General features: G+C 59.5%; 24 protein-coding genes. 14 read left to right on the top strand and 10 right to left on the bottom strand.

The annotated features are described in order from the left end of the window. Positions 1–4: 4 nt before the first annotated feature. The 3 genes from AC1MEW_RS23425 to AC1MEW_RS23415 form a co-directional block, all read right to left on the bottom strand. Positions 5–967: an ABC transporter substrate-binding protein gene (locus tag AC1MEW_RS23425; protein WP_480423759.1), complete on the bottom strand. Its 963-nt coding sequence runs from the start codon at positions 965–967 to the stop codon at positions 5–7. 314 nt (positions 968–1281) lie between these two features. Beyond that, positions 1282–2865, bottom strand: a complete 1584-nt coding sequence (locus tag AC1MEW_RS23420) for a rhodanese homology domain-containing protein (RefSeq protein ID WP_480423758.1) — start codon at positions 2863–2865, stop codon at positions 1282–1284. Then, entirely contained in the window at positions 2862–3470 is a 609-nt protein-coding gene (locus AC1MEW_RS23415; RefSeq protein ID WP_480423756.1) for a cysteine dioxygenase family protein, read from the bottom strand. Before AC1MEW_RS23415 ends, AC1MEW_RS23420 begins: the two co-directional genes overlap by 4 nt. A gap of 230 nt (positions 3471–3700) precedes the next feature. Here AC1MEW_RS23415 and AC1MEW_RS23410 point away from each other — a divergent pair, with 230 nt between their 5' ends. Further along, positions 3701–4606, top strand: a complete 906-nt coding sequence (locus tag AC1MEW_RS23410) for a LysR family transcriptional regulator (RefSeq protein ID WP_201256466.1) — start codon at positions 3701–3703, stop codon at positions 4604–4606. 120 nt (positions 4607–4726) lie between these two features. Further along, positions 4727–5521, top strand: coding sequence for a class II aldolase/adducin family protein (locus AC1MEW_RS23405; protein WP_201256467.1), 795 nt, complete (start codon positions 4727–4729; stop codon positions 5519–5521). A 125-nt stretch (positions 5522–5646) separates the two neighbouring features. On the opposite strand, the gene AC1MEW_RS23400 is transcribed toward AC1MEW_RS23405, so the two are convergent. Both AC1MEW_RS23400 and AC1MEW_RS23395 read right to left on the bottom strand, forming a co-directional pair. After that, positions 5647–6594 (bottom strand): Dyp-type peroxidase, encoded by a 948-nt coding sequence (locus tag AC1MEW_RS23400; protein ID WP_480423754.1) that lies wholly within the window; start codon positions 6592–6594, stop codon positions 5647–5649. A gap of 249 nt (positions 6595–6843) precedes the next feature. Beyond that, positions 6844–7932, bottom strand: coding sequence for an LLM class flavin-dependent oxidoreductase (locus AC1MEW_RS23395; protein ID WP_201256469.1), 1089 nt, complete (start codon positions 7930–7932; stop codon positions 6844–6846). A gap of 362 nt (positions 7933–8294) precedes the next feature. Here AC1MEW_RS23395 and AC1MEW_RS23390 point away from each other — a divergent pair, with 362 nt between their 5' ends. The 11 genes from AC1MEW_RS23390 to AC1MEW_RS23340 all read left to right on the top strand — a co-directional run bounded on the left by AC1MEW_RS23390 (position 8295) and on the right by AC1MEW_RS23340 (position 21164). Next, positions 8295–9167 (top strand): ABC transporter permease, encoded by an 873-nt coding sequence (locus AC1MEW_RS23390; protein WP_201256470.1) that lies wholly within the window; start codon positions 8295–8297, stop codon positions 9165–9167. 1 nt (position 9168) lies between these two features. Then, entirely contained in the window at positions 9169–9957 is a 789-nt protein-coding gene (locus AC1MEW_RS23385; RefSeq protein WP_201256471.1) for an ABC transporter ATP-binding protein, read from the top strand. Next, entirely contained in the window at positions 9950–10966 is a 1017-nt protein-coding gene (locus AC1MEW_RS23380) for an ABC transporter substrate-binding protein (protein ID WP_480423753.1), read from the top strand. Before AC1MEW_RS23385 ends, AC1MEW_RS23380 begins: the two co-directional genes overlap by 8 nt. A 193-nt stretch (positions 10967–11159) precedes the next feature. Beyond that, a complete protein-coding gene (locus tag AC1MEW_RS23375) occupies positions 11160–12197 on the top strand; it encodes an isopenicillin N synthase family dioxygenase (RefSeq protein ID WP_480423752.1) in 1038 nt (345 codons plus the stop codon). Positions 12198–12217: 20 nt separating this feature from the next. Further along, complete coding sequence (locus AC1MEW_RS23370) at positions 12218–13042, top strand: MetQ/NlpA family ABC transporter substrate-binding protein (RefSeq protein ID WP_480423751.1); 825 nt, start codon at positions 12218–12220, stop codon at positions 13040–13042. Beyond that, positions 13039–14010, top strand: a complete 972-nt coding sequence (locus AC1MEW_RS23365; protein ID WP_201256095.1) for a methionine ABC transporter ATP-binding protein — start codon at positions 13039–13041, stop codon at positions 14008–14010. The genes AC1MEW_RS23370 and AC1MEW_RS23365 overlap by 4 nt, the downstream gene beginning before the upstream one ends. Further along, positions 14007–14678, top strand: coding sequence for a methionine ABC transporter permease (locus tag AC1MEW_RS23360; protein ID WP_369125120.1), 672 nt, complete (start codon positions 14007–14009; stop codon positions 14676–14678). Before AC1MEW_RS23365 ends, AC1MEW_RS23360 begins: the two co-directional genes overlap by 4 nt. Beyond that, positions 14675–16231 carry a sugar ABC transporter ATP-binding protein gene (locus AC1MEW_RS23355; RefSeq protein WP_480423750.1) on the top strand — a complete coding sequence of 519 codons (1557 nt, stop codon included), beginning with the start codon at positions 14675–14677 and terminating at the stop codon, positions 16229–16231. Before AC1MEW_RS23360 ends, AC1MEW_RS23355 begins: the two co-directional genes overlap by 4 nt. Next, complete coding sequence (locus tag AC1MEW_RS23350; RefSeq protein ID WP_201202824.1) at positions 16224–17249, top strand: ABC transporter permease; 1026 nt, start codon at positions 16224–16226, stop codon at positions 17247–17249. The genes AC1MEW_RS23355 and AC1MEW_RS23350 overlap by 8 nt, the downstream gene beginning before the upstream one ends. A gap of 30 nt (positions 17250–17279) precedes the next feature. After that, on the top strand, positions 17280–18335 hold the full coding sequence (locus AC1MEW_RS23345; protein ID WP_322268270.1) for a substrate-binding domain-containing protein: 1056 nt from the start codon (positions 17280–17282) through the stop codon (positions 18333–18335). 441 nt (positions 18336–18776) lie between these two features. After that, complete coding sequence (locus AC1MEW_RS23340) at positions 18777–21164, top strand: TonB-dependent receptor plug domain-containing protein (protein ID WP_480423749.1); 2388 nt, start codon at positions 18777–18779, stop codon at positions 21162–21164. A gap of 41 nt (positions 21165–21205) precedes the next feature. Here the strand turns inward: AC1MEW_RS23340 and AC1MEW_RS23335 are convergent, their stop codons facing one another. Then, complete coding sequence (locus AC1MEW_RS23335) at positions 21206–21667, bottom strand: DUF3574 domain-containing protein (protein ID WP_201256092.1); 462 nt, start codon at positions 21665–21667, stop codon at positions 21206–21208. A 393-nt stretch (positions 21668–22060) separates the two neighbouring features. Here AC1MEW_RS23335 and AC1MEW_RS23330 point away from each other — a divergent pair, with 393 nt between their 5' ends. Beyond that, positions 22061–22570: a hypothetical protein gene (locus tag AC1MEW_RS23330; protein WP_201256091.1), complete on the top strand. Its 510-nt coding sequence runs from the start codon at positions 22061–22063 to the stop codon at positions 22568–22570. Between the two features lie 194 nt (positions 22571–22764). Here AC1MEW_RS23330 and AC1MEW_RS23325 read toward each other — a convergent pair whose 3' ends face one another. From AC1MEW_RS23325 to AC1MEW_RS23310, 4 genes are all read right to left on the bottom strand, one after another. Then, entirely contained in the window at positions 22765–23355 is a 591-nt protein-coding gene (locus AC1MEW_RS23325; protein WP_201256096.1) for a helix-turn-helix domain-containing protein, read from the bottom strand. Positions 23356–23408: 53 nt separating this feature from the next. Then, a complete protein-coding gene (locus AC1MEW_RS23320) occupies positions 23409–23570 on the bottom strand; it encodes a hypothetical protein (RefSeq protein ID WP_201256090.1) in 162 nt (53 codons plus the stop codon). A 311-nt stretch (positions 23571–23881) separates the two neighbouring features. Beyond that, complete coding sequence (locus AC1MEW_RS23315) at positions 23882–25252, bottom strand: LLM class flavin-dependent oxidoreductase (protein ID WP_201256089.1); 1371 nt, start codon at positions 25250–25252, stop codon at positions 23882–23884. 340 nt (positions 25253–25592) lie between these two features. Then, on the bottom strand, positions 25593–26546 hold the full coding sequence (locus AC1MEW_RS23310) for an aliphatic sulfonate ABC transporter substrate-binding protein (RefSeq protein ID WP_480423748.1): 954 nt from the start codon (positions 26544–26546) through the stop codon (positions 25593–25595). Positions 26547–26661: the final 115 nt, after the last annotated feature.

The following is a 26661-nucleotide window of genomic DNA, read 5'->3' as shown; positions in this document are numbered from 1 at the left end:
TGAATTAGCGCGATGCCTGGCTGATAGGGGCACGCAGGGCGTTGAAACTCTTGTCGAAGCCTTGGGAGACGTCGATGTGCTGGGTGAGGATGCCTTCCTGCTGATAGATGTCTGCGGTGGTTTGCAGGCCGCTGATCACCGTGTCGTCAATCGTCACCGGTTGCATGTGTGTGCCTTTGGCTACGGCCAGGTGCACGGCCAGTGGCAGGCCGGTGACTTTGGCCTGGGCGGCGGCATATTCCTCAGGGTGGCTGTTGGTCCAGCGGTAGGCGCGATCGACCCGAGCGACGAAATCGTCGAGTTGCGGGCGTTTGCTTTCGATGGCCTGGCGGGTGGCGGCGAAGTACAAATGGTTGGTCAGCAAGGTGTCGCCGCTGACCAACACCTTGGCCTGACTCTGAGTGGTGGAAATCGTGGTGTAAGGGTCCCAGGTCGACCAGGCGTCGGCGCTGCCGTTATCCAGCAGGATTCGCGACTCGCTCGGCAGCAGGTAGATGAACTGCACGTCGGCAGTGCTCAAACCGACGCTGCGCAAGGCTTTGATCGCCAGGAAGTGGCCGATGGAACCGCGGGTGGTGACGATCCGTTTGCCCTTGAGGTCGCTGGCGGTGTTCAGCGGCGAATCTTTTGGCGCGAGGATGGCTGTGGTGTAACGACCCTCGGCGTGCACGATGCTGACGACTTTGAGCGGCGCACCGGCGCCGAGGGCGAACACGTAAGGCGCATCACCGAGGGCGCCGATGTCCACCGCGCCAGCGTTCAATGCTTCGCCTAATGGTGCTGCGGCGGGAAACTCGGAGAACTGGATCTCGTAGGGCACATCTTTCAGTTCGCCGGAGACTTCCAGCAGCACCTTGATCGTGGACTTTTGATTGGCCACCAACAGCGGTTGCAGGTCGGCCGCGTAGCTGACGGCGGTGAAACCCAGGGTGCAGAAGAGGCTCAACAACAGCGGTTTGAGTGACATGACAAGCTCCAGGCGGGTTCGTGTGGCCTCCGCCTGGAGAAGGGGTCGGTCTGAGATTGACGTTATATCTATAAAAATCTGATGGGAAAGTCTTTCTGGTTATATGCTAATTATTAAGTAAGCTGATTATAAAATTAATCAATATGAAATAAATGCATTTAATTGGGGCTTTAGTCAGGCGAGAACCTGTGGCGAGGGAGCTTGCTCCCGCTGGCTGCGCAGCGGCCCCAAAATGCTTGTGAGCGCTGCGCACTCAAGCGGTAGCAAACTCCCTCGCCACAGGTTTAGTGTGAAGCTGGCATCTATACGGTTGCTTAGATCACAAAAAAGCCGTGCGTGGCGTCGCTGGCCAGTTGCGCCACCAAACCATATTCCCAATCCAGATAGGCTTGCATCGCTTCGCGCGGGCTATCGGTGCCTTCGTACGGGCGGCGATAGCGGTCGATGCGCGGTGAAGCCAGATGGGTTTCGCCATCCTCCAGCGGAAATTGCGCCGCGATCCAACTGGCGGTGCCGCCCTTGAGCAGGAACACCGGTTTGTCGGTCAAGGCCTCGACGTCGGCGACGGCCAGCCGTGCCAACTGGCTGCTGCCGCAGGTCAGTACGTAGCGTTGAGCGGCAGGTATTTTGGCCAGCGCTTCGCTCAATTGCCCGCGCAGCGCCCACCACGCGCCGGGGATATGGCGTTTGACGTAGTTGGCGCTGCTGGTGAAATCCAGCACCACGCTGTCGCCGTGGGTAAGCCATTCGACCAGGGTTTCGACGCTGATTTCTTCGGCCTGCTGCGGTGCAGGAACCGGCGCCTGCCAGGCACTTTTTTCGCTGAAATGCGCAGGCTGTACGTCATCCAGCACATGCACCTCCCAACCCAGTTGCGAGAGCCAGGATGCCGACATGTTGGCGCGCACGCCGTCGTCATCCACCAGCACCAAACGCGCACCGCGGACACTGGCGAAGTGGTCGGTTTCCTGCACCAGTTGGCCGCCGGGTGTCGAGCGGGCGGTAGGCAGGTGGCCAGTTTCAAATTCTTCCGGCGTGCGGACGTCGAACAGATAAGTGCTACGGGTCGACTCCTGCTGCCAGCGCTGAAGATCCGCCAGGGTTGCGCGACCGACCAAGGCTTTGTCGGCAACGCGACGGGCATCCTGGGCGGCGATGTGACGATGTTCCTCGCTGGTCGGGGCGAACCGGCGGGACTGGCCGTGTTGCAGCGTCTGACCGGCCAGGGTCCAGCCGATGGTGCCGTTGCGCAGGGCTGAAACCGGGTTGGCAATCCCTGAGTTGATCAACGACTGCGTGCCGATGATGCTGCGGGTGCGTCCGGCGCAGTTGACGATGATCCGCGTTGCCGGGTCCGGCGCCAGTTCGCGAGCGCGCAACACCAGTTCCGCCCCCGGTACGCTGATGCCGGTGGGAATGCTCATGGTCTGGTATTCGTCGAAACGCCGGGCGTCGAGCACCACCACGTCGGCCTCGCTGTCGAGCAGCGCTTGCACCTCTTCCGCCGCCAGGGATGGCGTATGGCGTTGGCTTTCCACCAGTTCGCCGAAGGCTTTGCTTGGCACGTTGACGTCGATAAACAGCTCGCCACCGGCACGACGCCAACCGTCGAGACCACCTTCCAATAAGCTGACATTGACGTAGCCGAGCCCTCGCAGGCGTTCAGCGGCGACTTGCGCCAGGCCTTCGCCATTGTCGTAGACCGTCACCGAGGTATCGAGCCGTGGAATCCGCGAATACACCTCCAGCTCAAGTTTCGACAACGGAATATTCGCCGCGAACAATGGGTGCGCCTCGGCGAAAGGCGCTTCTTCGCGCACATCCACCAGGGCCAGTTCTTGTTTGTTCAGCAGCGCCTTGCGAATCTCGGCGAAGGAGCGGGTCAGTGGGTGGCTCATAATGCTTGGCTCTCTTTAGACAGATCCCAGATGTTGGGGAGAAAGGCGTTGGAATAACCGGAGATAAAGAGCTTTTCGCTGCCATCAGGCTGATACACCGCGCGGCGCACCGCACCGATATTGGCGCCGTAGACATGGATGCTGATGGATACCTGATCTTCAAAGGCGTTGCTGACCTGATGAATGTCGCCAATCTTCGGCGACACGGCTTCGACCTGGCCTGGCAGCAACTGAATCCGCTCATCCACGGGCAGCAACGTGCCGTCAGTTTGGCGTGCAAAACCCTGGGAATATTCCGCGCCACGCAACATGCCGATCAGGCCCCAGACCCGATGATCATGGATCGGCGTGCGTTGCCCAGGCCCCCAGACAAAACTGACGATGCTGAAACGCTGCCGTGAATCAGCATGCAACAGGTATTGCTGATAGCGCTCCGGGTCGGGTTGGGCGAAGTCTTCCGGCAGCCAGTCGTCATGGCTGACCAACTGGCCAAGCAGCTTGCCGCCACGATGCAGCAGGTCGCCTTCGCGCGGATTACTGTCGATCAATTCCGCCAGGGCGCCTATGAATGCTCTGAGTCTCTCCGGGTGTCGGGCCTGGGTCATGGCAATTCCATCGTTCGTTTCGAAAGTTGTTGTGATCATCTAAGCATAATGATCGTTCTTAATATGCTAGTTTTTAATGATTAGGTTATAGCTGAAAGGAATTTAGAACCCGATTGAATAGCGTTAGACGTTATCGATAGAGACGCTGAAGCGCTTCGGGCTATCCAGATTCCAACAATCGAACTATGCTTTTCAGACATCTTATTGACTGTTCTCTATGTGCGGGCCAAATGAAAATTGATGATATCGATGCCTTCGTCGAGGTGATTCGTTGCCAGTCCATCAGCCATGCGGCGGAGTCGTTGCAGCTGACTCAGCCGGCCATTACGCGGCGCGTGCAAAACTTTGAGCAGGCGTTGGGCGTGGAGTTGTTCGACCGCAACACCAAGCCGCTCAAGCCCACTTTGATCGGAACTCGGGTGTATGAACAGTGCCGTTTGATCCTGCGGGAGATGGATGCGCTGCGCGAACTCGTTGCCACCGACGCGCCGCCCACCGGGCTGCTGCGCCTGGGCGTCCCGCAAACCATTGGTGATGTGGTACTGCTCGATGCGCTCAAGCATTTGCGCGTCGAATATCCGGAATTGCGCGCCCAAGTGGCGACGGGCTGGGGCAGTCAACTGGTCGGCAAGATCGAACGTGGTGAACTCGACGCGGCGGCTGCGCTGTTCCCGGCGGGCAAGATTTTCCCGGACAACATCGTTGGTGAGTCCATCGGCAAGATGGAACTGGTGGTGGTCTGCGCCAAGGCGCAAGTGCCTAAGCGTGCGTGCAAACTGGCCGACGTTTACCAGAGCGGCTGGATTCTGAATCCCGACGGCTGTGGCTTCCGCGCCGGGTTGCAACGCACCCTGTCAGATCAGGGGCTGGCGTTGCGCGTCAACCTGGAGACCTTTGGTACCGAATTGCAGTTGGGCCTGGTGGCCGATGGCCTCGGTCTCGGGCTGGTACCGCGTCCGTTGCTGGAACGCAGTGCGCATTTCGAGCAGTTGGCGGTGGTGCCGCTCAAGGATTTCAAACCAGTGATGGACCTGTGGCTGATCTACCCGCGCTTCCTCGGCAACCTGCAAGGGCCGGTCGATGCCTTTGGCAAACTGGTTGCCGGCTCGCTGCAGAAGATCAAGAGTGCGGCATGACGGGTGCTTGAAGACATAAAAAAAAATAATAATTAGCTTAGATTAAAATGTGCTTTTTATTATTTTTTGGCTTGCCATAGGCTGACTGGAGATCCTTAAGGCCATCCAGGAAGTTTTGCCATGAGCAGCGTCAGCCCGTTATCCAGCGTCTCGAAAAACGTCCGCCAGCGCGTCACCCCCGAAGAATGGGAAGTGCGGGTCAAACTGGCGGCGGCTTATCGGTTGGCTGCCTTGTTCAAGTGGACCGATCACATCTACACGCACTTTTCCGCACGGGTACCGGGGCCGGAGGAACATTTCCTGATCAACGCCTTCGGGCTGTTGTTCGATGAAATCAGCGCCTCCAACCTGGTCAAGGTCGACATCGATGGCACCATCGTCGACGACCCGACCGGCCTGGGCATCAACTACGCCGGTTATGTGATTCACAGCGCTATTCACGGCGCGCGTCCCGACCTGCAAGCCGTCCTGCATACCCACACCCGCGACGGCATCGCGGTCTCGGCGCAGCGCGACGGGCTGTTGCCGATCTCCCAGCATTCCATCGGTTTTTCCGGGCGCGTGGCTTATCACGGTTACGAAGGCATCGCCCTGGACCTGGACGAGCGTGAGCGACTGGTGGCGGATCTGGGGGACAAAAGTGTGTTGATCCTGCGTAACCACGGGCTGTTGACGGCGGGTGTCAGCGTCGAACACGCGTTCCAGCAACTGCACGGTCTGGAGCGTGCCTGCAACATTCAGATCGCCGCGCAGGCTGGCGGCAATGCCGAGTTGATCTTTCCGCCGGCCGAGGTGGTGGCCAAGGTCGAGAAGCAGGCTGAGGTGTTCAAAAGCGGTGACGGGCCGGGTGTGGCGCGGCATTGGAATGCGTTGATTCGGCAGTTGGAGCGTAGTGATACGGCCTATAAAGAGTGACACGACACACCACAACCCCTGTGGGAGCGGGCTTGCTCGAAGGTGGCGGGTCAGTAAACACAATCGCTGAATGACACACCGCCTTCGCGAGCAAGCCCGCTCCCACAGGTTATGCGCCTTAACTGTTAAGGCGCGCGATCCGCCAACTCTTCAAGCAAGTCCGCCGAAGGCACAAAGAACAAACCACCCGTCACCGCCGTGCTGAAATCCAGCAAACGGTCATAGTTGCCCGCCGGACTGCCGACAAACATGTTCTCAAGCATCAGCTCAATGGGTTCTGGCGAACGGGCATAGCCGATAAAGTAAGTGCCGAATTCTCCAGCGCCTGGCCGGCCGAACGGCATGTTGTCGCGCAGGATTTTCACTTCCTGGCCGTCCTTGGTGATGGTCGTCAACGCGCTGTGTGAATTGGTCGGTTTGACCGAATCGCCGAGTTCGATATCGGACAGCTTGGTGCGTCCGATAATGCGTTCCTGAGCTTCGACGGATAACGCGTTCCACGCGCTCATCTTGTGCAGGTACTTCTGCACCAGCACATAGCTGCCGCCGGCAAACTCGGGATCTTCATCACCGATGATGGTGAACTCGGCCATGTGCCGATCATCCGGATTCTCCGTGCCGTCGACAAAACCGATGATGCTGCGCATGTCGAAATAGCGGAAACCCTGGACCTCATCGACCACCGACACTGCATCGCCCAGGGCTGAAAGCAGCTGTGTGGCCAGCTCAAAACACAGGTCCATCTGGTCCGCACGTATGTGCAGCAAAATGTCCCCTGGCGTAGCCGGCGCATGACGACCCTCCTCGCCGAATTCGCGAAAGGCGTGCAGTGCAGCCGGGCGCGGGCCGCCAAACAAAGTGTCCCAGGCACTGGAACCAAAACCGCAGACACAGGACAAGTAACCGGTAGGCACGCGTTTGCCGACGGAGCGGGTGAGGGCGGCGATATCGCCGCACCAGCCTCGGACTTTTTCAGCGGCATCGTTGCCGGGGGCCAATGTGGCCACGATGAAAATCGCGCTTCTAGTGATCGGCGCGCAGACGGCTTGAGGATCAGGCGTTTGATTGGTCATGGGTGTGAACGCTTTCTTCGATGCGAAGTGCAAAGACAGTAGCAGATTCCACCCTCAGGGGATCAAGCCCGCCGCTCGATAAGACTCGGCGATTTGTGAGCGACACAAAACCACTGTGGGAGCGGGCTTGCTCGCGAAGGGGTCATCACATTCAACATCATCGTTGAATGTCACACCGCTTTCGCGAGCAAGCCCGCTCCCACCGGGGATCAGTATTGAGCTTTTCTGTTTGCGCGGGATCGCTTCTGATCAGGCGACTTTTTCCGCCGCTTGCCGCTCCCGTTCAGCCACCAGTTGACGAGTCAACGGGATCAGGCGCTTGCCATAATCGATGGCGTCGTTAAGCGGATCAAAGCCACGGATCAGGAACGTGGTAATGCCCAGGTCGTAGTAATCGAGCAACGCTTCGGCCACCTGTTCCGGGGTGCCGACCAGCGAGGTCGAATTACCCTGCGCACCCAGCAGACCCGCAATGCCGGTCCACAGCCGTTTGTCCAGCCGCGAGCCCTGGGCGGCGGCCGCCAGCAAGCGTCGGGAACCTTCATTAGGCGGTTCGCGGCGGACAAATCCATTCTGTTCGGCCAGGGCAGTGGCCTGTTGCAGGATGCGCTCGGCCCGTTCCCAGGCTTGCGCTTCGGTGTCTGCCAGGATCGGGCGCAACGACAGGCTGAAGCGAATGCTGCGCCCATGCTTCGCTGCTTCGGCGCGCACCTGATTCACCACTTCACGCACCTGTTCGTAGGTTTCACCCCACAGCGCATAAACGTCCGCATGCTTGCCGGCCACCGCAATGGCCGCCGCTGACGAGCCGCCGAAATACAGCGGAATGTGCGGCTGTTGCGGTGATTTCACCGAAGAGTACGCGCCATCGACCTGGTAGTACTTGCCGTCATAGTCGAAGGGCTTTTCGCTGGTCCATTCCTGACGCAAAACATCGAGGTATTCATCGGTGCGGGCATAGCGCTCGTCCTTGCCGATGTAGCTGCCGTCGGCGCGCAGTTCGCGGTCATCGCCGCCGGTGATGATGTGCACGGCGGTGCGTCCGCCATTGAATACATCGAGGGTGGTGAACTGGCGTGCCGCCAACGTTGGCGCGGCGAAACCCGGTCGATGGGCAATCAGGAACTTCAGCTTTTTCGTCACGCTGGCAGCATGGGAGGCAATCAGCGTGCTGTCTGGACTGTTGGAGTGGAAGGCCACCAGGGCACGGTCAAAACCGGCTTCCTCATGGGCGCGGGCGACGGTTTCCACATAGTCAGGCTGCAACACCGGACCGCTGCGAGGCTGGATTTCGGAAGATTGGTGGCCGCCGATGTAACCGATAAATTCGATGCTCATGCTGAGTTCCTTGTCGTTGGATAGGCGTGATTCAAGCCTCCACCTGGCAGGGGGTCGGTCCGTGGTGTCGAAAATAGGCGCAGCGAGGCAGGGCTGTGAAATGCCGTTTTGTTCTAAGTTAATTATTAATTAAATGAATCATAATAAATTATAAATATCAGAAATGCGCATTTTGATCCACGCCAGGGATGCAGGCGGCGAATGGCACGGGCTGAGGGCTTTAATTATGCAAATAATTTATCTGGATTATTTTCTATCTGATTTTTAATCATATTAGGTTATTCCCAAAAAGAATTTCACTGAGGTTTTTTATGCGAATAGCATGAATCCGAAGCCATGTTCTTGATGAGGAAGGAAGTCTGATGACCGAAAAGACATTCGACACGCAGAGCGCCAGCAACTCGCTTTACGTCGATAAGGCTGTTGATAGCCAAGGCGCGTCACGGCTGATACCTGACTGGCTGAGGAACTGGCGAACCCCGGAAGTCTTTCTGCGCTTGCTCAGCCCGATCGCGCTGCTGCTGTTGTGGGAACTGGCTTCGCAGCTCGGCTGGATCCCGCAACGGATCATCGCCGCGCCCTCGCAAATCGGCGGCACGCTCTGGGCGATGATTGTGTCTGGCGAGTTGGGCAAGCATTTGCTGGTGTCACTCCAGCGGGCGCTGCTGGGCTTGAGCATCGGGGTCAGCATCGGCGTGGTGGCGGCGCTGATCACTGGCCTGTCGAAGCGCGGCGAGGTGATCCTCGATTCGCCGATGCAGATGCTGCGTACCATTCCTTCGCTGGCGCTGGTGCCACTGTTCATTCTCTGGTTCGGCATCGGCGAGTTCACCAAAATTGCATTGATTGTCACCGGCACCACCTTCCCGGTGTACCTGAACCTGTTCTCCGGCATTCGCAACATCGACCCCAAACTGATCGAGGCCGCCAACACCCTGGGCCTGAATCGTCGCGAGTTGATCTGGCACGTCATCCTGCCGGGCTCCTTGCCTTCGTTTTTTGTCGGCTTGCGCTATTCCCTGGGGATTTCCTGGCTGGCCCTGGTGTTTGTCGAACAGATCAACACCACCGCCGGCATCGGTTTTCTGGCCAGCGATGCGCGGGACTTCATGCGCACTGACGTGATCGTCATCTGCTTGCTGATTTACAGCGTCCTCGGTTTGGTGATCGACGGCTTGATCCGCACGCTGGAGCGATTTGCCCTGGCCTGGCGCCCATCTTTTGTGAGGAACTGACATGTCGACTATCGCGGCAAAAAACCTGCATTCAGACGCTCCGGTACAACTGCGCAACGTGGTGCGCCAGTTCGGTCAACAACGAGTCATCGATGGCCTGGACCTGGACATCGCACCCGGCGAGTTCGTCGCACTGCTCGGGGCCAGCGGTTCCGGCAAAACCACGTTGCTGCGCAGCCTCGCCGGGCTCGACAGTATCGACAGCGGCCAATTGCGAGTGCCCAAGGCCCGGGCGGCGGTATTTCAAGAGCCACGCCTGATGCCATGGAAACGCGCCTGGAAAAACGTGATCCTTGGCCTGCGCGTCCCGGACGCCAAGGCCCGTGCGGTGCAGGCCCTGACTGAAGTCGGGTTGGCTCATCGACTGGAAGCCTACCCGGCGACACTCTCCGGCGGTGAAGCGCAACGTGTCGCACTGGCCCGAGGCCTGGTGCGCGAGCCGAAGCTGTTGCTGCTCGACGAGCCGTTTGCCGCCCTCGATGCGCTGACCCGGATCAAGATGCATCGGCTGATCATCGAGTTATGGCGCAAACACACGCCGGCGGTGCTGCTGGTGACCCACGACGTCGACGAAGCAATCCTGCTGGCCGACCGGGTCATCGTGCTGGCCAACGGCAAGATTGCCGAGCAACTGACTATCGATTTGCCGCGCGCCCGAGACTCCGGACAGGAGGGTTTTCAAGCGATCCGCGCACGACTGCTGAGCCTGTTGGGTGTTGAAGTGGAAACCGCTGCGGTGGCTGAGCGTCAGGCTACCCACAGCACGGTTCGGCGGTTTGCCCATGGTTAATCGACGTGTTTTGATCTCGGCGATGGCGTTGCTGTCAGGTGCCGCGTTGTTGCTCAGCGGCTGCGGTGACGCCATCGAGCCAAAAGCCCAATCGGACCTGTCCAGCGTCACGCTGATCCTCGGCGATCAAGCCAAGGGCTTGCGCACGGTGGTCGAGGCCGCCAACGCGCTGGAGGGCATTCCCTACAAGGTTCAGTGGGCGAACTTCCAGGGCGCCGCGCCGTTGTTCGAAGCCTTGCGCGCCGGGGCCGTCGATCTGGGGCCCGCCGGCGATACCCCGGTACTTGCTGCGGCCACCGGCGGCACGCCGTTGCGGATTGTCGCGGTACGGCGCAGCCAATCGAGAGGCATCGCCATCCTGGTCCCGGCGGATTCACCGATTCACAGCGTCGCTGATTTGAAAGGTCGCAACGTGGTGGTGTCGTCGGCCCGCGGCAGTATTTCCCAGTACTTACTGATTCGCGCGTTGGCCAATGCCGGGGTTGACGAGAAAGACGTCAACGTCGGATTCGTCCTGCCCACCGACGCGTTGGCGGCATTCAACGCCGGCAAGATCGAAGCCTGGGCCACGTTCGGGATCTATCAGGCATTTGCCGAGCAGCAGGGCGCGCGGGTGCTGATCAGCGGCGAAGGGATCAACACCGGGCTGACGTTCATTACGGCGTCCGATGAAGTGCTCACTGACCCACTCAAACGCAAGGCCCTCAGCGACGTGTTGCAGCGTTTCGCCAAGGCTTTTGAATGGGCACGGCAAAACCCTGAGGAGTACGCGCGGGTGTTCGCCAAGGCCAACGACGTTTCGCTTGAAGTCTCGCAGCGGCTGCGCAGTTGGGGCGATGAGTCGCTGTTGCCGGTCGAGCCGCGGGATGTCCAGGCCTTGCAGCAGGTCGATGATTTGTTCGTCGAGAAGAAGATCTTTCCCCATCGCGTCGACGTAGAGAAATTCACCGACGCCCAGGTGTTTTCCAACGAGTCGCGGGCCCTGAGTCGAACCACGTCTACCCAGTAAATTAACGCCGATTCACCTCGCCTGGCGGAACGCTCCTGTCTCTATGACAGGGGCGTTTTTGTGCTTCCAGAATGTAAAAACGCCACTCGAAGCGAACCTAAGCTAATGCGAAAAAGATATTTATTACTGGTTTTTAAGATCGTTTAGCTTGGATCCATTGCCAGATAAATATCGTTTCACCTGGGAGTGAACCATGCCGCAGCCCCTGGACATCACCACCTTACCGACCCTCGACCTGTCACTGCTCGACGGCACCCCGGCTCAGCGCCAGGGCTTTCTCGACGACTTGCGCCACGCCGCACGGGACGTGGGTTTTTTCTACCTGACCGGCCATGGCATCGACAGCGCTTTGTTGAGCCAGGTTCAGGACCACGCCCGCCAATTCTTTGCCCTGCCGGACAGCGAGAAAGCCGCCGTCGGCATGATCAACTCGCCCCACTTTCGTGGCTACAACCGTGCCGCTTCAGAGATCACTCGTGGCAAGCCGGACTTGCGCGAACAGTTCGATCTGGGCGCCGAACGCGAGGTGTTGCCGCAGGCTGAAAACAGCCCGTACTGGGCGCGTCTGCAAGGCCCCAATCAATGGCCGGCCGCGCTACCGGCGCTCAAGCCATTGCTGCTGGATTGGCAGCAAGCCATGACCCGCATGTCGCTGCGCCTGCTGCGCGCTTTCGCCCAGGCGTTGGCGCTGCCGCAAGACGCTTTCGACCGGTTGTACGGCGACAAGCCCAATGAGCACATCAAGTTGATGCGCTATCCGGGGCAGGCCGCAGACGCCAGCCATCAAGGTGTCGGGGCGCACAAGGATTCGGGTTTCCTGAGCTTCCTGCTGCAAGACCAGCAGGCCGGCCTGCAAGTCGAAATCGAGGAGGGGCGCTGGATCGATGCGCGGCCTCGGGACAACACCTTAGTGGTGAACATCGGCGAATTGCTGGAGTTGGCCACCAACGGTTACTTGCGTGCCACGGTGCATCGGGTGGTGTCGCCGGCCAAGGGCAACGAGCGTTTGTCGATTGCGTTCTTCCTCGGCGCGCAACTCGATGCCGTCGTGCCGCTTTACCCGTTGCCCACGGCGCTGCTGCGTGAAGCACGAGGTCCGGCCAGCGATCCGGACAATCCATTGTTTCGAGACGTCGGCTGGAACTACCTCAAGGGCCGGCTGCGTTCACATCCCGATGTTGCCCAGCGTTTTTACGCCGATGCACTGATCCCCAAAGCACTGACTGCCTAACCTCATCAAGGACTAAGAACATGTTCAAGAAAACAGGATTGACCCTGGCTGTGCTGGGCGCTCTGGTGACGTCTTTCAGTGCCCTGGCCCTTGAGCCGCTGCGAGTGGCAGCGGACCCGGTGCCCCACGCGCAGATTCTGGCGTACGTGCAAAAAATCGACCCGCAACTGAACCTCAAGATCATCGAGATCCCCAACGGCGTGAACTCCAATGAGTTGCTGGTGCATGGCGACGTCGATGCCAATTACTTCCAGCACTTGCCATACCTGAAGTCACAGGAGCAGGCCCTCGGCGAAAAACTCGCGGTGGCCGCGACGGTGCATATCGAGCCGCTGGGTATTTACTCCCACAAACACAAAAATTTCGCTCAAGTCCCGCAAAACGGCACGGTGGCGGTTCCCAACAACGTCACCAACCTGAGTCGCGCGCTGTACCTGTTGCAGGACAACGGCTTGATCAAACTCAAGGCCGGCTTCAACGACCCGGCCACCGATCAGGCCACACCGAAGGACATCGCCGAGAACCCGAAACAGCTGAAGATCCTCGAAATCGAATCGCCGCAAATTCCCCGCGCCCTTGATGATGTGGACCTCGCGGTGATCAATGGCAACTACGCATTGGAAGCTGGTTTGGTCCCGGCCAAGGATGCGCTCGGGTTGGAAAAAGCCGAGCACAACCCCTACGCCAATATCCTGGTGACCACGCCAAAATTGCAGGACGACCCACGGATCAAGCAACTGGCCAAAGACCTGACGTCGCCTGAAGTGGCCAAGTTCATCACCGACAACTTCTCCGGTTCAGTGATTCCGGTGAGCCCTGTGACCGTAGCGGCCACTAAGCCATGATCGTCGTCGAGCAGTTGAGCAAAACCTATGCGCCAGGGCAGGCGCCTGCCCTGGATCAGGTATCCCTGAGCATTCCCGATGGTGCGATCTACGGGATTCTGGGGCGCAGCGGTGCGGGTAAATCGACGCTGCTGCGGTGCCTCAATCTGCTCGAACGGCCCAGTGCCGGGCGCATTCTGCTGGACGGCGAGGACCTGACAGCCTTGTCCGACATCGAACTGCGCCGGCAACGCCAGCGCATCGGCATGATCTTTCAGGGCTTCAACCTGCTGCACTCGCGCAACGTCTTCGACAACATCGCCGTGCCGCTGGAAATCGCCCGCGTAAGCAAAACACAGCGTCATGCGCGGGTCAGAGAACTGCTGGATCTGGTGGGCTTGAGTGATAAGGCTCAGGCGTTTCCTTCACAACTGTCCGGTGGGCAAAAACAACGGGTAGGCATCGCCCGGGCGTTGGCGGCGCGACCGGCGTATCTGCTGTCGGACGAAGCCACCAGCGCCCTCGACCCGCAAACCACTGCCTCGATTCTTGAACTGCTGCGCGACATCAACCGCCAGTTGGGGCTGACTATCGTGCTGATCACCCATGAGCTGGAGGTGGTCAAGTCGATTTGTGATCACGCCGCTTCACTGGCTCACGGCCGATTGGTCGAGGCCGGGTCGATTGCACAACTGTTGGCTAACCCGGATTCCAGTCTCGGTCGCTCACTGCTGCCGGGATACAGCACACCGTTGGGCAACGATGCCCTGGACTTGAGCTTTTTCGACAACCTTTTGGCCACTCCTGTGCTCAATGAATTAAAGCAACAGGGCGTGGAACTGAACCTGCTCGCCAGTGGCGTCGAGTCTGTCGGCGGGCGCCAGGTCGGGCGTTTGCGCGTGGCATTCCGGCAGCCTGGCGATGAACTGAAACTGAACCAGGTCGTGGCGTTTCTCAAACAACGTGGCGTCAGGGTGGAGCGCTCATGAATCGCGTGATCGACTGGAACGAGATCTTCCAACTGGTGCTCACGGCCACCGGTGAAACCCTGTACATGGTCCTGCTGGCGGGGTTGTTTACCTTGCTGATCGGCTTGCCGCTGGGTGTGTTGCTATTCATCAGTCGTAGCGATGGTCTGTTCCCAATGCCCCGGCTCAGCAAAGGCCTGGGAGGGCTGGTCAACCTTGGTCGCTCGCTGCCGTTTGTGGTGATGCTGATCGCCTTGATCCCGCTGACGCGATTGGTGGTCGGTACGACCCTGGGCAGCACCGCAGCGGTGGTGCCGATCACCATCGGCGCCTTTCCGTTCTTCGCCCGAATTGTCGAGAACGCCCTGGACGAAGTCGACAAGGGCCGCATCGAAGCGATCCTCGCCATGGGCGGTGATGTCTGGCATGTGATTTTCAAAGTGCTGTTGCCCGAAGCGCTGCCCGCGTTGTTGGCAGGCATCACCTTGACCCTGGTGATGCTGATTGGTTTTTCCTCCATGGCCGGGGTCATCGGTGGCGGTGGTCTGGGAGATTTGGCGATTCGCTACGGCTACCAGCGCTTCAACAATCAGGTGATGGTCGCCACTGTGGTGGTGCTGGTGATTCTGGTACAGAGCGTGCAAAGCCTCGGTGATCGGCTGGTGCGCTCCTTGGCACACCGACGATGAGTTCGCCTGTTTCCGTGGCACCCGAGTCGCTGATTCGTGTGCGTGAGCTGAGCAAAACCTTTGGCGCCAGCCGTGCGCTGGATCGGGTCAGCCTGGAGATTTACCCCGCCGAAGTGGTGGCGCTGCTGGGGGCCAACGGTGCGGGAAAATCGACTTTGGTGAAGATCCTCGCCGGCAGTCAATCCGCCGATGCCGGTGAGCTTTGGGTCGACGGCCAGCCCCGGTATTTCACCTCGCCACTGTCGGCGCGCCGGGTCGGGATTGTTGCGGTGCACCAGCAAGTCAACGACGGCATCGCACCCGGATTGAGCGTGGCGGAAAACCTCTTGCTCGATGAACTCTGCCAGCCCGGCGCGGACTTTTGGCTGAATCGCAAGCGCCTGTTCGAGCGGGCCGCGAGCATCGCTGCCGGCCTCGGCCTGGAGCTGCCGCTGGAGCAACCGATCGAACGCCTCGGCCAGGCCGAACGGCAACTGGTGGTGCTGGCACGCGCGTTCGCCCTGCAGCCGCGTCTGCTGATTCTCGACGAGCCCACGGCCGCCTTGTCGGACGTCGAAGCCCAGCGCCTGTTCGGCTTGATCGACACGCTGCGCAGTCGTGGGGTGGCGATTTTGTACATTTCCCATCGTTTGTCCGACCTGCAGCGGGTGGCGGATCGCGCCATCGTCCTGCGCGATGGCCAACTGGCCGGCGAGTTCGGCGCCCGCCAGTTGCCCGAAGCGGTCGAGGCCATGCTCGGTCAGGCGCTTGATACTCACGTTTACGAACCGCGCACGGCTGGGCGGGAAGTCCTGACCCTGCGCGCCGCGAAAATCACACCGCATAAAAAGGCGTTCGATCTGACCCTGCACGAAGGCGAAGTGGTGGTGCTCACCGGATTACTGGGCGCCGGCAAAACCGAGATCGCCGAAGTGCTGTTCGGCCTGCGCGAACCGGCGGCTGGCACCCTGCAACTGGATGGCAACGACTGGCAACCCGAGTCGCCACGCCAGGCGATCCACAGCGGAGTGTTCTTTGCCGCCGAAGATCGCGCCAGCCAATCATTGATCGCAGATTTTTCCCTGCGTCGCACCCTGACCTTGCCGTTCCTCGAACGCTTCACCCGTGGCGGTTTCATCCGCAACCGGGCCGAGGCGGCAGCGGTCGAGGCACAGGTCGCGGCATTGGGGATCAAGACTGCCGGAATCGACGTGCCGATGAGTGCGTTGTCCGGCGGCAACCAGCAGAAGGTCGTACTGGGCCGCTGGTTGCTGGGGGACGGGCGGGTGTTGATTCTCGATGAACCGTTTCAGGGCGTGGACGTACGCGCCCGCCGCGAAATCGGCCAACTGCTGCGCGACAGTGCTGGCGGCCGCGCAACGCTGGTGATCTGTGCCGATGTCGACGAAGCCCTGGAAATTGCCGACCGGATTCTGCTGGTGCGCAATCACGCGGTGGTCGCCGAATACTCCCGCGCCGGGCTGAGCCGCGCCACGCTGGTGGCGGCGCTTGCTGGCGTCGAAGTCACTGTTCCAACTATTCATGCCACGCCAAGGAGTAGAGCGAGTGCCTGATTCAAGTTTGCTGTTATCAACCGCCCCGGCGCCCGCCGAGCATCTGCTGCAAGCGCTTATCCGCTATGGGTTGCTTTGGGTGCTGGCGCTGATCCTGGTGTTTTTCAGCTTCGCGGAGCCGGCATTTCTGCGGGTCGGTAACCTGTTCAGCATCTTGCAGTCGGTATCGATTGTCGCGTTGTTGGCCTTGGGCGTGACCCTGACCATGGCCGTCGGCGGCCTCGATTTGTCGATTGGCGCGGTGGCGGCGATGAGTTTGATGATCGCCAGTTACGTCATGGTGGTGCTCGGTTGGGGCGCTGTGCCGGCGGTGCTGATCAGCCTGGCGGGCGGGGCGGCGGTGGGGCTGCTCAACGGCTGGCTGATTGTGAAAATGCGGGTGCCGGACATCCTCGCTACCCTCGGCAGCATGTTTCTGGTGATCGGTGTGCAACTGATCCCAACCGGCGGGCGCTCGATTGCGGTGGGCATGACCCTGCCCAATGGCGATGAGGCCGAAGGCACGTTCAGTGCGCTGTTTCTGGCCCTCGGCCGCGGTCGGTTGTGGGACACCGTGCCGATCCCGGTGCTGATCACCGCTGTGGTCGCGTTGATGGTCTGGCTGTTCCTGGAGCGCACGCGCATTGGTCGTTTGTTCTACGCCATCGGTGGCAACGAGCAGGCGGCACGCCTGGCCGGTGCGCCGGTGCAGCGTTTCAAACTGCTGGCGTACGTGCTTTCAGCCTTGCTCGCGTCATTGGGCGGGTTGCTGCTGGCGGCACGTTTGGGCCGTGGCGATGTTAGCTCGGGTAATGGCCTGGTGCTCGATGCCCTAGGGGCCGCGTTGATCGGTTTTGCCGTGCTCGGGGCGAAGAAACCCAATGCGTTCGGCACGTTGATTGGTGCGTTGTTGGTGGCCACGCTGCTGAACGGCCTGACCATGCTCAACGCGCCTTATTACGCTCAGGATTTCGTCAAGGGACTGGTGCTGGTGCTGGCGCTGATGTTCACCTTCGGCCTCGCGCATCGGGCGCGTTGAGCTGCTTTTAATGTCTCGCAAGGAAGATGTATGCACGGATCATTCAAGGGTTTTGTTCGTCACTGCCTCGCTGGCGCCGTGCTCACGGCACTGGCGCTGAATGCCCAGGCCAAGGCGCTGCCGGGGGCGCCGGCACCATTCGACAAGGGCAATGTGCAAATCGCGTTGGTGGGCTATCTGTTTTCCGGGGATTTCACCGAAGCCTATTTGCGTGGCGTCGAGAAACAGACCGAAGCCCTCGGTGCAACGTTGCGGGTGTTCGATGCCCGGCAGCAGGCGGCGAGTCAGCGGGAGATGATCGATCAGGCCATCGACCTCGGCGTCGACGGCATCATCGTTCAGCTCGGTCTGGCGGAAACCCTCAAAGGCCCGATTGACCGGGCCATCGCCAAGGGCATCAAGGTCGTCGCATTCGACGTCGATCTGAACACCCCGCAGGTCACTCAGGTCGAGCAGGATCACCATGCGTTGGCTCGTCTGGCGCTTGATCAGGCGCTCAAGGACAACGGCACGCGCTTCGATGCCGGTTACGTCTACATCAGTGGTTTCACCCCGATGGAGCGGCGCGATGAGATCTGGAGTCAGGTCAAAGCGGCGAACCCGGGGATCATCGAGAAGGCGCGTTTCGGCACGTTGAATCCGCCGATTGCCAACTCGGTCGCCGATCAGGCCAGCGCCGTGTTGCGCGCCAATCCAGGCATCAGCGTGATCTTCGCGCCGTTCGACGAATTCGCCAAAGGCGCAAAAATCGCCGTGGACGAAGCCGGTCTTGGCAAGAAAGTGAAAATCTACAGCGCCGATATTTCCACTGCTGATATCCAGATCATGAAAGAGCCGGACAGTGCCTGGGCGGCTACCGCTGCAGTCAACCCGCAAGTGGCCGGGGCGATCAGCGTGCGGAGCCTGGCGATGCTGATTGCCGGGGAGAATCCGGGGCATAAAGTGTTGGTGCCGCCGACGCTGATTACCCGTCAGCAACTGGTGGATCTGGACGTGAAAAACGTCCGTGATTTGGCGCAGAAACTGCCGGCGTTTGGCGACACCGCCAATGTGGCGCGCGCGGCGTGGATTCCTTCCGCGGACTAAAGGCAGGCATATAACTAATGTGGGAGCGGGCTTGCTCGCGAAGAGGGAGTGTCAGTCGATATCAATGTTGCCTGACACACCGCTTTCGCGAGCAAGCCCGCTCCCACATTGACTGTGTTTGGTTTGATATAAGTGTTTGAAAGTTGAAGTGGTTAGTTGATGTTAGTTGTTGCCCACTAAACACCCCTGTTGCCCAGCCAACAGTCCGTTCGTCCGATATAACCTAAGTAGTATTGGTTCTTTTCCAAAGATAACCGCCTCGTCTAGCATCGCCTCTCAAGTATTTGTATCAACTTGGAGACGTTCGCGCTTTAAACCTGTTCTACAGCCTTCGCTGCCTTCCGGATTATTAAAACTACAGCAGACATTGCCGTGCACTTGTTGCCGACTTTTTTATGGTCGGCAGGGCCGGGTATTAGCTGCGATAAAAGGAGCTGTTCCATGTATCACCGTTCTCGTTCATTACTCGCCGCTGCTGTAGTCACAGCAATGACACAACTTCCCGCGCAGGCCGAAGAAACTTCCGCCCGTGTCGACGACGACACACGGTTGGGTACCGTGCTGGTCACCGGCACCCGCGGAACTGCCCGCACGGTGCTGGATTCGCCGGTGCCGGTGGACGTGCTGACCGCCGAGGACCTCAAGTCGGCCGGTGCCAGCGGCGGTGAACTCGGTCAGGCGTTGCAGACGTTGCTGCCGTCATTCAGTTTTCCGCGTCAATCCAACTCCGGCGGCGCTGACCATGTGCGGGCGGCGCAGTTACGTGGCATGAGCCCCGATCAGGTGCTGGTGCTGGTCAACGGCAAGCGCCAGCACACCTCGGCGCTGGTCAATGACTCGTCGAAGATCGGCCGCGGCACGGCGCCGGTGGACTTCAACTCGATTCCCATCAGCGCGATCAAACGCATCGAGGTGCTGCGTGACGGTGCCGGTGCACAATACGGTTCCGATGCGATTGCCGGGGTGATCAATATCATTCTCGACGACGCCCCGGAGGGTGGCGAAATCTCCACCACTTACGGCGCCTACCACACCCATCAGGATGCCATCGGCAGGACCACCACCGACGGCCAGAACAGCATGACCACCGCCAAGGTCGGCACGCGCCTTGGCGAGGAGGGCGGGTTCATTCGCGGCGGCACTGAGTACAAGGATCGCGACCCGACCAACCGTGCCGGTTTCGATGGCTTCGCCGATACGCCGGGCCAGCGCAACTACGTCATGGGCGACGGCATCGCGCGGGACGTCAATGCCTGGTTCAACTCCGAATTGCCCCTGGCCGGTGGCAAGGCGTACTCGTTCGGCACCTACAACCAGCGCCACACCACCGGCGCCGAGTTCTACCGCTACCCATCCGAGCAGCCGCAGTTCTACCCCAACGGGTTTCTGCCGCAGTCCCTCGGCGACAATCAGGACCTGTCCGCCACGGCCGGTTTCAAGGGCCTGATTGGCGATAACTGGGACTTCGACAGCAGCGTCACCCACGGCCGCAACCACTTTGATTCGGCCACTCGACGCACCCTCAACGTGAGCTTGGGCGCTGAGTCGCCAACGCGTTTTGACACGGGTGAATACGAACTGCGCCAGACCACCGCCAACCTCGATTTCACCCGCGAGCTGCGCCTGGCCGAGCGTTCGTTCGTGCTGGCCGTGGGCAGTGAATATCGCTACGAAAACTACCTGACCTACGCTGGCGACGAAGCCTCGTACATCGGCACCGGGGCCGACGGCGCCAACGGTTTGCGCCCGAGCGAAGAGGTGAATCTGGATCGCAATGTATTCGGCACGTATGCCGAGTTGTCCGGCGATCTGACTGACCGCTTTTTCGTCGACGCCGCCACGCGCTGGGAGCATTACGACGACGCCGGCAGCAAACTTACCGGCAAGCTCAGTGGCCGTTATCGCCTCACCGATCAATGGGCGCTGCGTGGTGCAGTCTCGAACAACTTCCGCGCGCCGTCCCTGGCACAGGTCGGCTTTCAGAGCACTACCAGTAACTTCGGAACGGGCGGCACACTCACGGACATTCGCGTGCTTTCCGTCAACGACCCGATTGCCCGCGCCCTCGGAGCCCAGAAGCTCGACCCGGAAACCTCGAAGAACTTCAGCCTCGGCCTGACTGCGCAACTGAGTGAACGCTTTGATGCGTCCCTCGACGTGTTCCGCATCGACGTCAAGGATCGGGTGACCCTGTCCCAGCGCATCGGCAGTGATGCCCTGGAGCAGTACATCAACGACAACTTTGGTGTGGCCGGTGTGCACGACGTGAACTTCTTCACCAACGCCGCCGACACCCGCACCGACGGCGCCGAACTGGTGCTCAACTACCATCAGCCGTTGTACGAAGGGCTGCTGGGGTTGACCACGGCCTACACCTACAACCACACCAAAGTCACTAACACCAAGGGCACACCTTCGCAGCTCACCGCGCTGGGCATTGGCAGCGACGCGTTGGTGGGCGTGGAGGAACGCAACACCCTGACCGACGCAGCGCCCAAGGATCGCTTCATGATTTCCGCGAATTGGGCCAGTCAGCATTGGGGCCTGCTCGGGCGTCTGACGCGGCAGGGCGAGACCACGCGGGTCTTTGATTTCGGCGACTCCCAGCCGGAGCAAACCTATGGCGCGGTCTGGCAGCTGGATGCCGAGGTGCAATACAAATTCACGCCAAAATTCGACATTGCCGTGGGCGGCAACAACCTGACCGACAACTACCCGGAGCGCTCCAAGTCGGAAATCAACTACGGCGGCAACCTGCCGTATGACGTGCTGTCGCCGATCGGTACCAACGGCGCCTACTACTACGCTCGCGCCACCTACGGCTTCTAAACGAAACCGCCACCCGGTAAGGGTGGCGGTTGATTGGTTGGTTAGAACGACACCTCGGCCGGTTGCGACAGCCGCAGCACCGACAAATCCCCGGTAATCCGCTTCCAGGCCAGGCGAATCGCTTCGATGTCCTTGCCATGTTTCGCGTCGTTCTCGTGAAGAATCACGATGACTTTGGTGCCCAGGCGCTCCGGCTCCTTGGCGCCATGGTCACGCCACTGGCCGTAGGCGTCGAGGACGCTGAAGCCGTCTGGAAAGCGCGGCGTGACTTCCTGATCGAGAAACTCGCGCCAGCGCGCGGGGCTGATCACTCCTTCCTTGCCCTCCAATGGTCCCACCGAGAAATACAGCTCGGTGCGCAGCCATTGCGCCTGCGCCGGGCGCGAGGCATCGCCTTGCAATGTCGAACTGGCGGGGTCTTTTGTATGAACCGAAACGGCAGGCGGGCTGGCACAACCAGCCACCGCCAGGAACAGTGCAGCCAGTAAAAGGCGTTGATGCATGGAACGTCCTTATTTAGCGAGTTGGAGAGCGTTGCCATTATAGGGGCGGCGCTTAATAGCTAGAAAAGATTAAAAAGTGATCCTGGATTGAACTTAAGTAATAAGCGAGAGCATGAAAAAAGTGGGGGCTGTTTAGAACGATTATTTCTTTCAGTTATTTATATAGCTGTCAGTCGAATATCTATCGCCGATGAAACGGCGTCACTGCTTTTAAAGTGTCTGCAATAACAATCAATAGGATGCTACAGCAGTCATAACTGATCGGTGCGCTGCACTAAGTCGGTTCTGGCGCCCATTTTTGCTGCTGGATCAGCCTCTTGTCGACCCTGCGCCAATCCTTAGAATCCACTCCATCAGCTCCGTCTTACTCTTAAATATTCAGGGAACACCATCATGATGAATGCCATGCAGATGCAAATGCCGATGAACGCCAACATGCCAATGATGCCGATGATGGGCATGCCGATGATGATGGCGACCATGAGCTGCGAAATGATGGACGACGGCATGATGTGCAAAATGATGCCGGCCGCTGGCATGGACATGGCGATGTTCAAGAACAGCGCTGAAATGATGCAGATGATGATGAACTGCGGCATGCCGATGATGATGCATTGCGGCAACATGAGCATGATGTGCATGTCCCAGGCGGCCATGACCATGCCGATGATGAACATGATGATGCCAATGCCGATGATGGGCATGCCGATGCCATCGATGAAGTGCGTGATGGAATGCACCATGATGGCGGACGGCATGATGTGCAAAATCATGCCAATGGCCGGCATGAACATGGACATGATGAAAAACTGCTGCGCCCTGATGATGAAGATGATGAACGACTGCAGCATGCCGATGATGATGAGCTGCAACGGCATGCCGCTGATGTGCTGCACCTGCTGATCCCGGGCCGCACAAAAAAGCCCCCGCAGCCATAGGCCTCGGGGGCTTTTTCATTCCAGCAAACACCACAAATCTCCTGCGAAAATGAAATCCCTGTGGGAGCGGGCTTGCTCGCGAAAGCGGTGTGTCAGGCACAACAATGTTGACTGACACTCCCTCTTCGCGAGCAAGCCCGCTCCCACATTGATTGTCGATTAGTCCAGGCGTTCGGGGTAGGTGACCACCAGATAAGCGACGGCTTCACTGTCGGCCGGGTTGCGATAGCGGTGAGGCTGGTCGGCGTAGAACAGAATCGAATCACCGGTCGAAAGTAGGTAACGTTCATCGTTGACGCTGATTTCCAGCACACCCTGGGACACCACCAGGTTCTCCTGAACCCCAGGGCCATGCCCCTCGGAAACGTCTTCACCCAACGGACTCAAGCGCAGTTCGTAAAACTCCGATTGGCGGGCCACGTCGAACGGAAACAGCGCTCGGCTGACAAAGGCACCGCTGGCACTGACCAGGCGTTTGCTCTGGCTCGCCGACAACACGGCGACACCTTCAAAGGCCCGATGCTCAAGAAATGCGGCCACTGACACCTTCAAGCCCTTGGCGATTTTGCACAGCACTTTGATCGACGGCACGCTACGCCCGGACTCGATCTGCGCCAGCATCGCCCGGCTCACACCGCACTGGCGGGCGAGGGCATCGAGGGACAAATGTCGCTTGCCGCGCAGGCGTTGCAGGTTCTGCGCGACGCGATCACAGGTCGGGTCTTCTTCCAGTGATTCCAGGTTATTCAAATCCAGCACGGGTTCGTCGGCGCTCGCCAGAAAGCGCGAGGGTTGCTGCACGTTCACGCGTGACGCGTCTCGGAAGCCTTGGCCGCTTGCACCCACTGAAAGGCCTGCAAACCGGCGTTACATGCGTACATTTCCCACATGGCCCGTGCCCGTTGCTGAGCCTGTTTGCGTTTGCGGTAGCTGGCGAAGTCGATGAGGTTGTCAGTCGGATTCATAGGGCACTTCACTGTGGTGATGAATGACGGGATGAGCTGACAATACGCGGATATTTTTATAACGATAAATACTGATTTTGTATTTATTAATTCTTTTTGGTTCTTATAAGTCTTGCCACGGGGCGCAGGAGCAGAACATCAACATCGCGCCGGATTACGCGCAGTACGCCTTCGTGCTGGAGAACGGCCGGAGGGATGAAGGTTCGGCGGCCGAGTTGGCTGCTTGGGAGGACTTGCGCACTTACTATCAGGGGGCTGTGGGGTAGGGCATCTGCCTGGCGCCTGTCCTTGCGGGCAGGCGCCATGGCTGATCAATAGCGGAACGAGGCGCCGTAAGCCGAGTCCGGCAGATGGCTGGTGCCGTCCGCTCGCAACCTTGATCGCAGGGTGCCGCGCTGCGGTTCGGTGCGATACAAACCGCGCTTTTGCAGCTCGGGGATGATCAGTTCGACAAAGTCTTCCAGGCTGCCGGGACTGAGCAGCGGATTGAGCATGTAGCCGCTGGTGCCGCTGATGCGCGCGTGTTCTTCAATGCGGTCCGCCACCTGTTGCGGATTGCCCACCAGGATCAGATCACTGCCACGGGTGACGTTGGCGAAACGCTGTTTGACGTCGCCCGCGGTCAAGGGCTTGCCGCTGCCATCGGGACGCATCACGTAGGAGGTCATGCCTTCGGTGTGAGTGGACAGCGCGTCACTGTCGGCGTAGCGGCTGATGTCGATTCCGGTATCGCCGGCATAACTGACCAGTTGCGCCTGCAAGTGGTAGTTGCTTTGCAGTTCGTCATATTTGCGTTGGGCTTCGATCTCGGTCTTGGCGGTGACGATCCGCAGCACCGTCAGTGATTTCACATCCTCTGCCTGCCGACCGCGGGCCCTGGCCTGGGTCCAGATGTCTTCCAGGCCCTGGCGGATTTCCTGGGGGTTGGATTTGGCGACGAAAATCAGTTCAGCGTGCTTGGCCGCGAACTCGCGACCACGGCCCGACCACCCGGCCTGGATCAGCAGCGGCGTGCGTTGCGGCGAGGGCGCGGTCAGGTGTGGTCCGGCCACCCGGTAATGTTCGCCGACGTGGTTGATCGGGCGTACCCGGTCGCCTCGTGCGTAGAGCTGGCGTGCCTTGTCTGCTACCACTGCGTCGTCGGCCCAGCTGCCTTCCCAGAGCTTGTAGACCACATCGAGGAATTCTTCGGCGCGTTCATAACGGTCGTCGTGCTTGATCATTTGCTCCAGGCCGAAGTTGCGCGCGGCGCTGGTCAGGTAGGAGGTGACGATGTTCCAGCCGATCCGGCCGTTGGTCAGGTGATCCAGGGTGCTGAAGCGTCGGGCATGGGTAAACGGGTGTTCGTAGCTGGTGGTGACGGTGACGCCGAAGGCCAGGTTTTCCGTGACGGCGGCGAGTGCCGGGATGATCATCAGCGGATCGTTGGCCGGTGCTTCCACGGCCCATTTCATCGCCGCATCGGCGTTGCCGCCAAACACATCGTAGAAGCCCAGCACATCACCGAAAAACAACATGTCGAGGTGAGCCTGATCGGCAATGCGTGCCAGGTTCGACCAGTAACCCAGTGAGTTGATGGCCAGGCGTTCGTCAGCCGGGTGAGTCCAGAGGCTTGGGGCGCCACCGCAACCCACACTGGCTTGCTCGTAGAGGGCGAACAACAGAGGTGTTGGATCAGACATTGTGCTTCCTGAATGAAATTAAGACCGCGCCGACGTATTTGGCGGCGCGCAGTCTTGACCAAGGCGTTGCTGCAACGCCGTGGCACTGGAGAGTTTTTGGGGAGGGTCGCCAGGTGGCGTGGCCTGATCTGGATCGGCATCGCTGACCGGGGGGGTGAACCTTGGATGCCAGAGTGCGTATATATTTAAACGCACTATAAAAGTGCGCTGTACGGCTTTTATGGAATAACTGGCTTGCTTTGCGCTATATCAACGCGCTGGCCGAAAGGGCCCTGAGATTCAGAATCTTCGTTGACTGTTACGCCGCCATCGCGAGCAGGCTCATTTCTACATTGGAGTCCTAGGGTGTCCAGATGTCGACGTCTTTGGCATCGACTGCTCTGGGCAATAGTCCCTCGGCGAAAAATGCGTCGGCGATTTTTTGTTGTTCGCCTAGTTGATCAGCCTTTACCGGTTGCACCTGGTAACTGCGATGGGCATTCGCGGCCTCAACGGTTTCCACATCAAGGTTGCCCCACAACGGGCCGAGTACTTGTGCTGCATCACGGGGGTTGTGCTTTACCCAGTCGCCGGCCTTGTGCAGTTGCTCGTAAACCAGCTTCAGAATTTCAGGATGCGCCTTGGCGTAGGAGGTGCTGGTCAGGTAGTAGCGTTTGTAACTGGCCAGGCCAGAGCCGTCCGCCAGGGTGCGGGTCGGCAGTTGACGTTGCACGCCGGTGAGGAAGGGTTCCCAGGTGACCCAGGCGTCGACCTTGTTGTTCTCGAAGGCCGCCCGACTATCGGCCGGTGACAGGTACGCCGGCTCAATATCGGAAAATTTCAAACCAGCCTTGTTCAGGGCTGCGATCAGCAAATAGTGCGAACCTGCCGCTTTGGTCACCGCGACTTTCCTGCCTTTCAAATCCGCCAGTTGCTGCAACGGCGATTCCTTGCGCACGACGATTGCCTGGGCTGAAGGCGAGGGTGCTTCCTGGGCAAAGTAGGTCAGTTTGGCCTGGGCGGCCTGAGCGAAAATCGGCACGGTATCGGCCACGTCAGCGCTGATATCGACATTGCCGACATTCAACGCCTCCAGCAGCGGCAAGCCACTGGAAAACTCATGCCAGGTCACATCGATATTGTTTTCTGCGAGGGTCTTTTCCAGGGTGCCTTGGGTTTTCAGCAGGGTGATCAGAGTCGATGATTTCTGATAGCCGATCCGCACCGTTTCCCGGGCCTGGGCCGGTAGTACGAAGGACAAGGCGAGCGCAACAACCAGACTGGTAAGGACAGCGTTTTTGAGGGGCTTTGACATGGCGAACTCGACAGTTAGCAAAGGAGAAGGTGGCTATCTGTCATGAGCATAGGGTTCTAAGAATTATTCTTTAAATAATTTTTAGGTCTTAGCTTAAGGGTTTCGTATATTCAAT

The sequence above is a fragment of the Pseudomonas sp. ASL4 genome (assembly GCF_056680395.1).
This window is presented reverse-complemented; position numbering and strand designations above follow the sequence as displayed.

Excerpts from the sequence above, each read along its gene's own strand:
- AC1MEW_RS23425 (WP_480423759.1), bottom strand. The coding sequence starts at position 967 with ATGTCACTCAAACCGCTGTTGTTGAGCCTCTTCTGCACCCTGGGTTTC.
- AC1MEW_RS23420 (WP_480423758.1), bottom strand. The coding sequence starts at position 2,865 with ATGAGCCACCCACTGACCCGCTCCTTCGCCGAGATTCGCAAGGCGCTG.
- AC1MEW_RS23415 (WP_480423756.1), bottom strand. The coding sequence starts at position 3,470 with ATGACCCAGGCCCGACACCCGGAGAGACTCAGAGCATTCATAGGCGCC.
- AC1MEW_RS23410 (WP_201256466.1), top strand. The coding sequence starts at position 3,701 with ATGAAAATTGATGATATCGATGCCTTCGTCGAGGTGATTCGTTGCCAG.
- AC1MEW_RS23405 (WP_201256467.1), top strand. The coding sequence starts at position 4,727 with ATGAGCAGCGTCAGCCCGTTATCCAGCGTCTCGAAAAACGTCCGCCAG.
- AC1MEW_RS23400 (WP_480423754.1), bottom strand. The coding sequence starts at position 6,594 with ATGACCAATCAAACGCCTGATCCTCAAGCCGTCTGCGCGCCGATCACT.
- AC1MEW_RS23395 (WP_201256469.1), bottom strand. The coding sequence starts at position 7,932 with ATGAGCATCGAATTTATCGGTTACATCGGCGGCCACCAATCTTCCGAA.
- AC1MEW_RS23390 (WP_201256470.1), top strand. The coding sequence starts at position 8,295 with ATGACCGAAAAGACATTCGACACGCAGAGCGCCAGCAACTCGCTTTAC.
- AC1MEW_RS23385 (WP_201256471.1), top strand. The coding sequence starts at position 9,169 with ATGTCGACTATCGCGGCAAAAAACCTGCATTCAGACGCTCCGGTACAA.
- AC1MEW_RS23380 (WP_480423753.1), top strand. The coding sequence starts at position 9,950 with ATGGTTAATCGACGTGTTTTGATCTCGGCGATGGCGTTGCTGTCAGGT.
- AC1MEW_RS23375 (WP_480423752.1), top strand. The coding sequence starts at position 11,160 with ATGCCGCAGCCCCTGGACATCACCACCTTACCGACCCTCGACCTGTCA.
- AC1MEW_RS23370 (WP_480423751.1), top strand. The coding sequence starts at position 12,218 with ATGTTCAAGAAAACAGGATTGACCCTGGCTGTGCTGGGCGCTCTGGTG.
- AC1MEW_RS23365 (WP_201256095.1), top strand. The coding sequence starts at position 13,039 with ATGATCGTCGTCGAGCAGTTGAGCAAAACCTATGCGCCAGGGCAGGCG.
- AC1MEW_RS23360 (WP_369125120.1), top strand. The coding sequence starts at position 14,007 with ATGAATCGCGTGATCGACTGGAACGAGATCTTCCAACTGGTGCTCACG.
- AC1MEW_RS23355 (WP_480423750.1), top strand. The coding sequence starts at position 14,675 with ATGAGTTCGCCTGTTTCCGTGGCACCCGAGTCGCTGATTCGTGTGCGT.
- AC1MEW_RS23345 (WP_322268270.1), top strand. The coding sequence starts at position 17,280 with ATGCACGGATCATTCAAGGGTTTTGTTCGTCACTGCCTCGCTGGCGCC.
- AC1MEW_RS23340 (WP_480423749.1), top strand. The coding sequence starts at position 18,777 with ATGTATCACCGTTCTCGTTCATTACTCGCCGCTGCTGTAGTCACAGCA.
- AC1MEW_RS23335 (WP_201256092.1), bottom strand. The coding sequence starts at position 21,667 with ATGCATCAACGCCTTTTACTGGCTGCACTGTTCCTGGCGGTGGCTGGT.
- AC1MEW_RS23330 (WP_201256091.1), top strand. The coding sequence starts at position 22,061 with ATGATGAATGCCATGCAGATGCAAATGCCGATGAACGCCAACATGCCA.
- AC1MEW_RS23320 (WP_201256090.1), bottom strand. The coding sequence starts at position 23,570 with ATGAATCCGACTGACAACCTCATCGACTTCGCCAGCTACCGCAAACGC.
- AC1MEW_RS23315 (WP_201256089.1), bottom strand. The coding sequence starts at position 25,252 with ATGTCTGATCCAACACCTCTGTTGTTCGCCCTCTACGAGCAAGCCAGT.
- AC1MEW_RS23310 (WP_480423748.1), bottom strand. The coding sequence starts at position 26,546 with ATGTCAAAGCCCCTCAAAAACGCTGTCCTTACCAGTCTGGTTGTTGCG.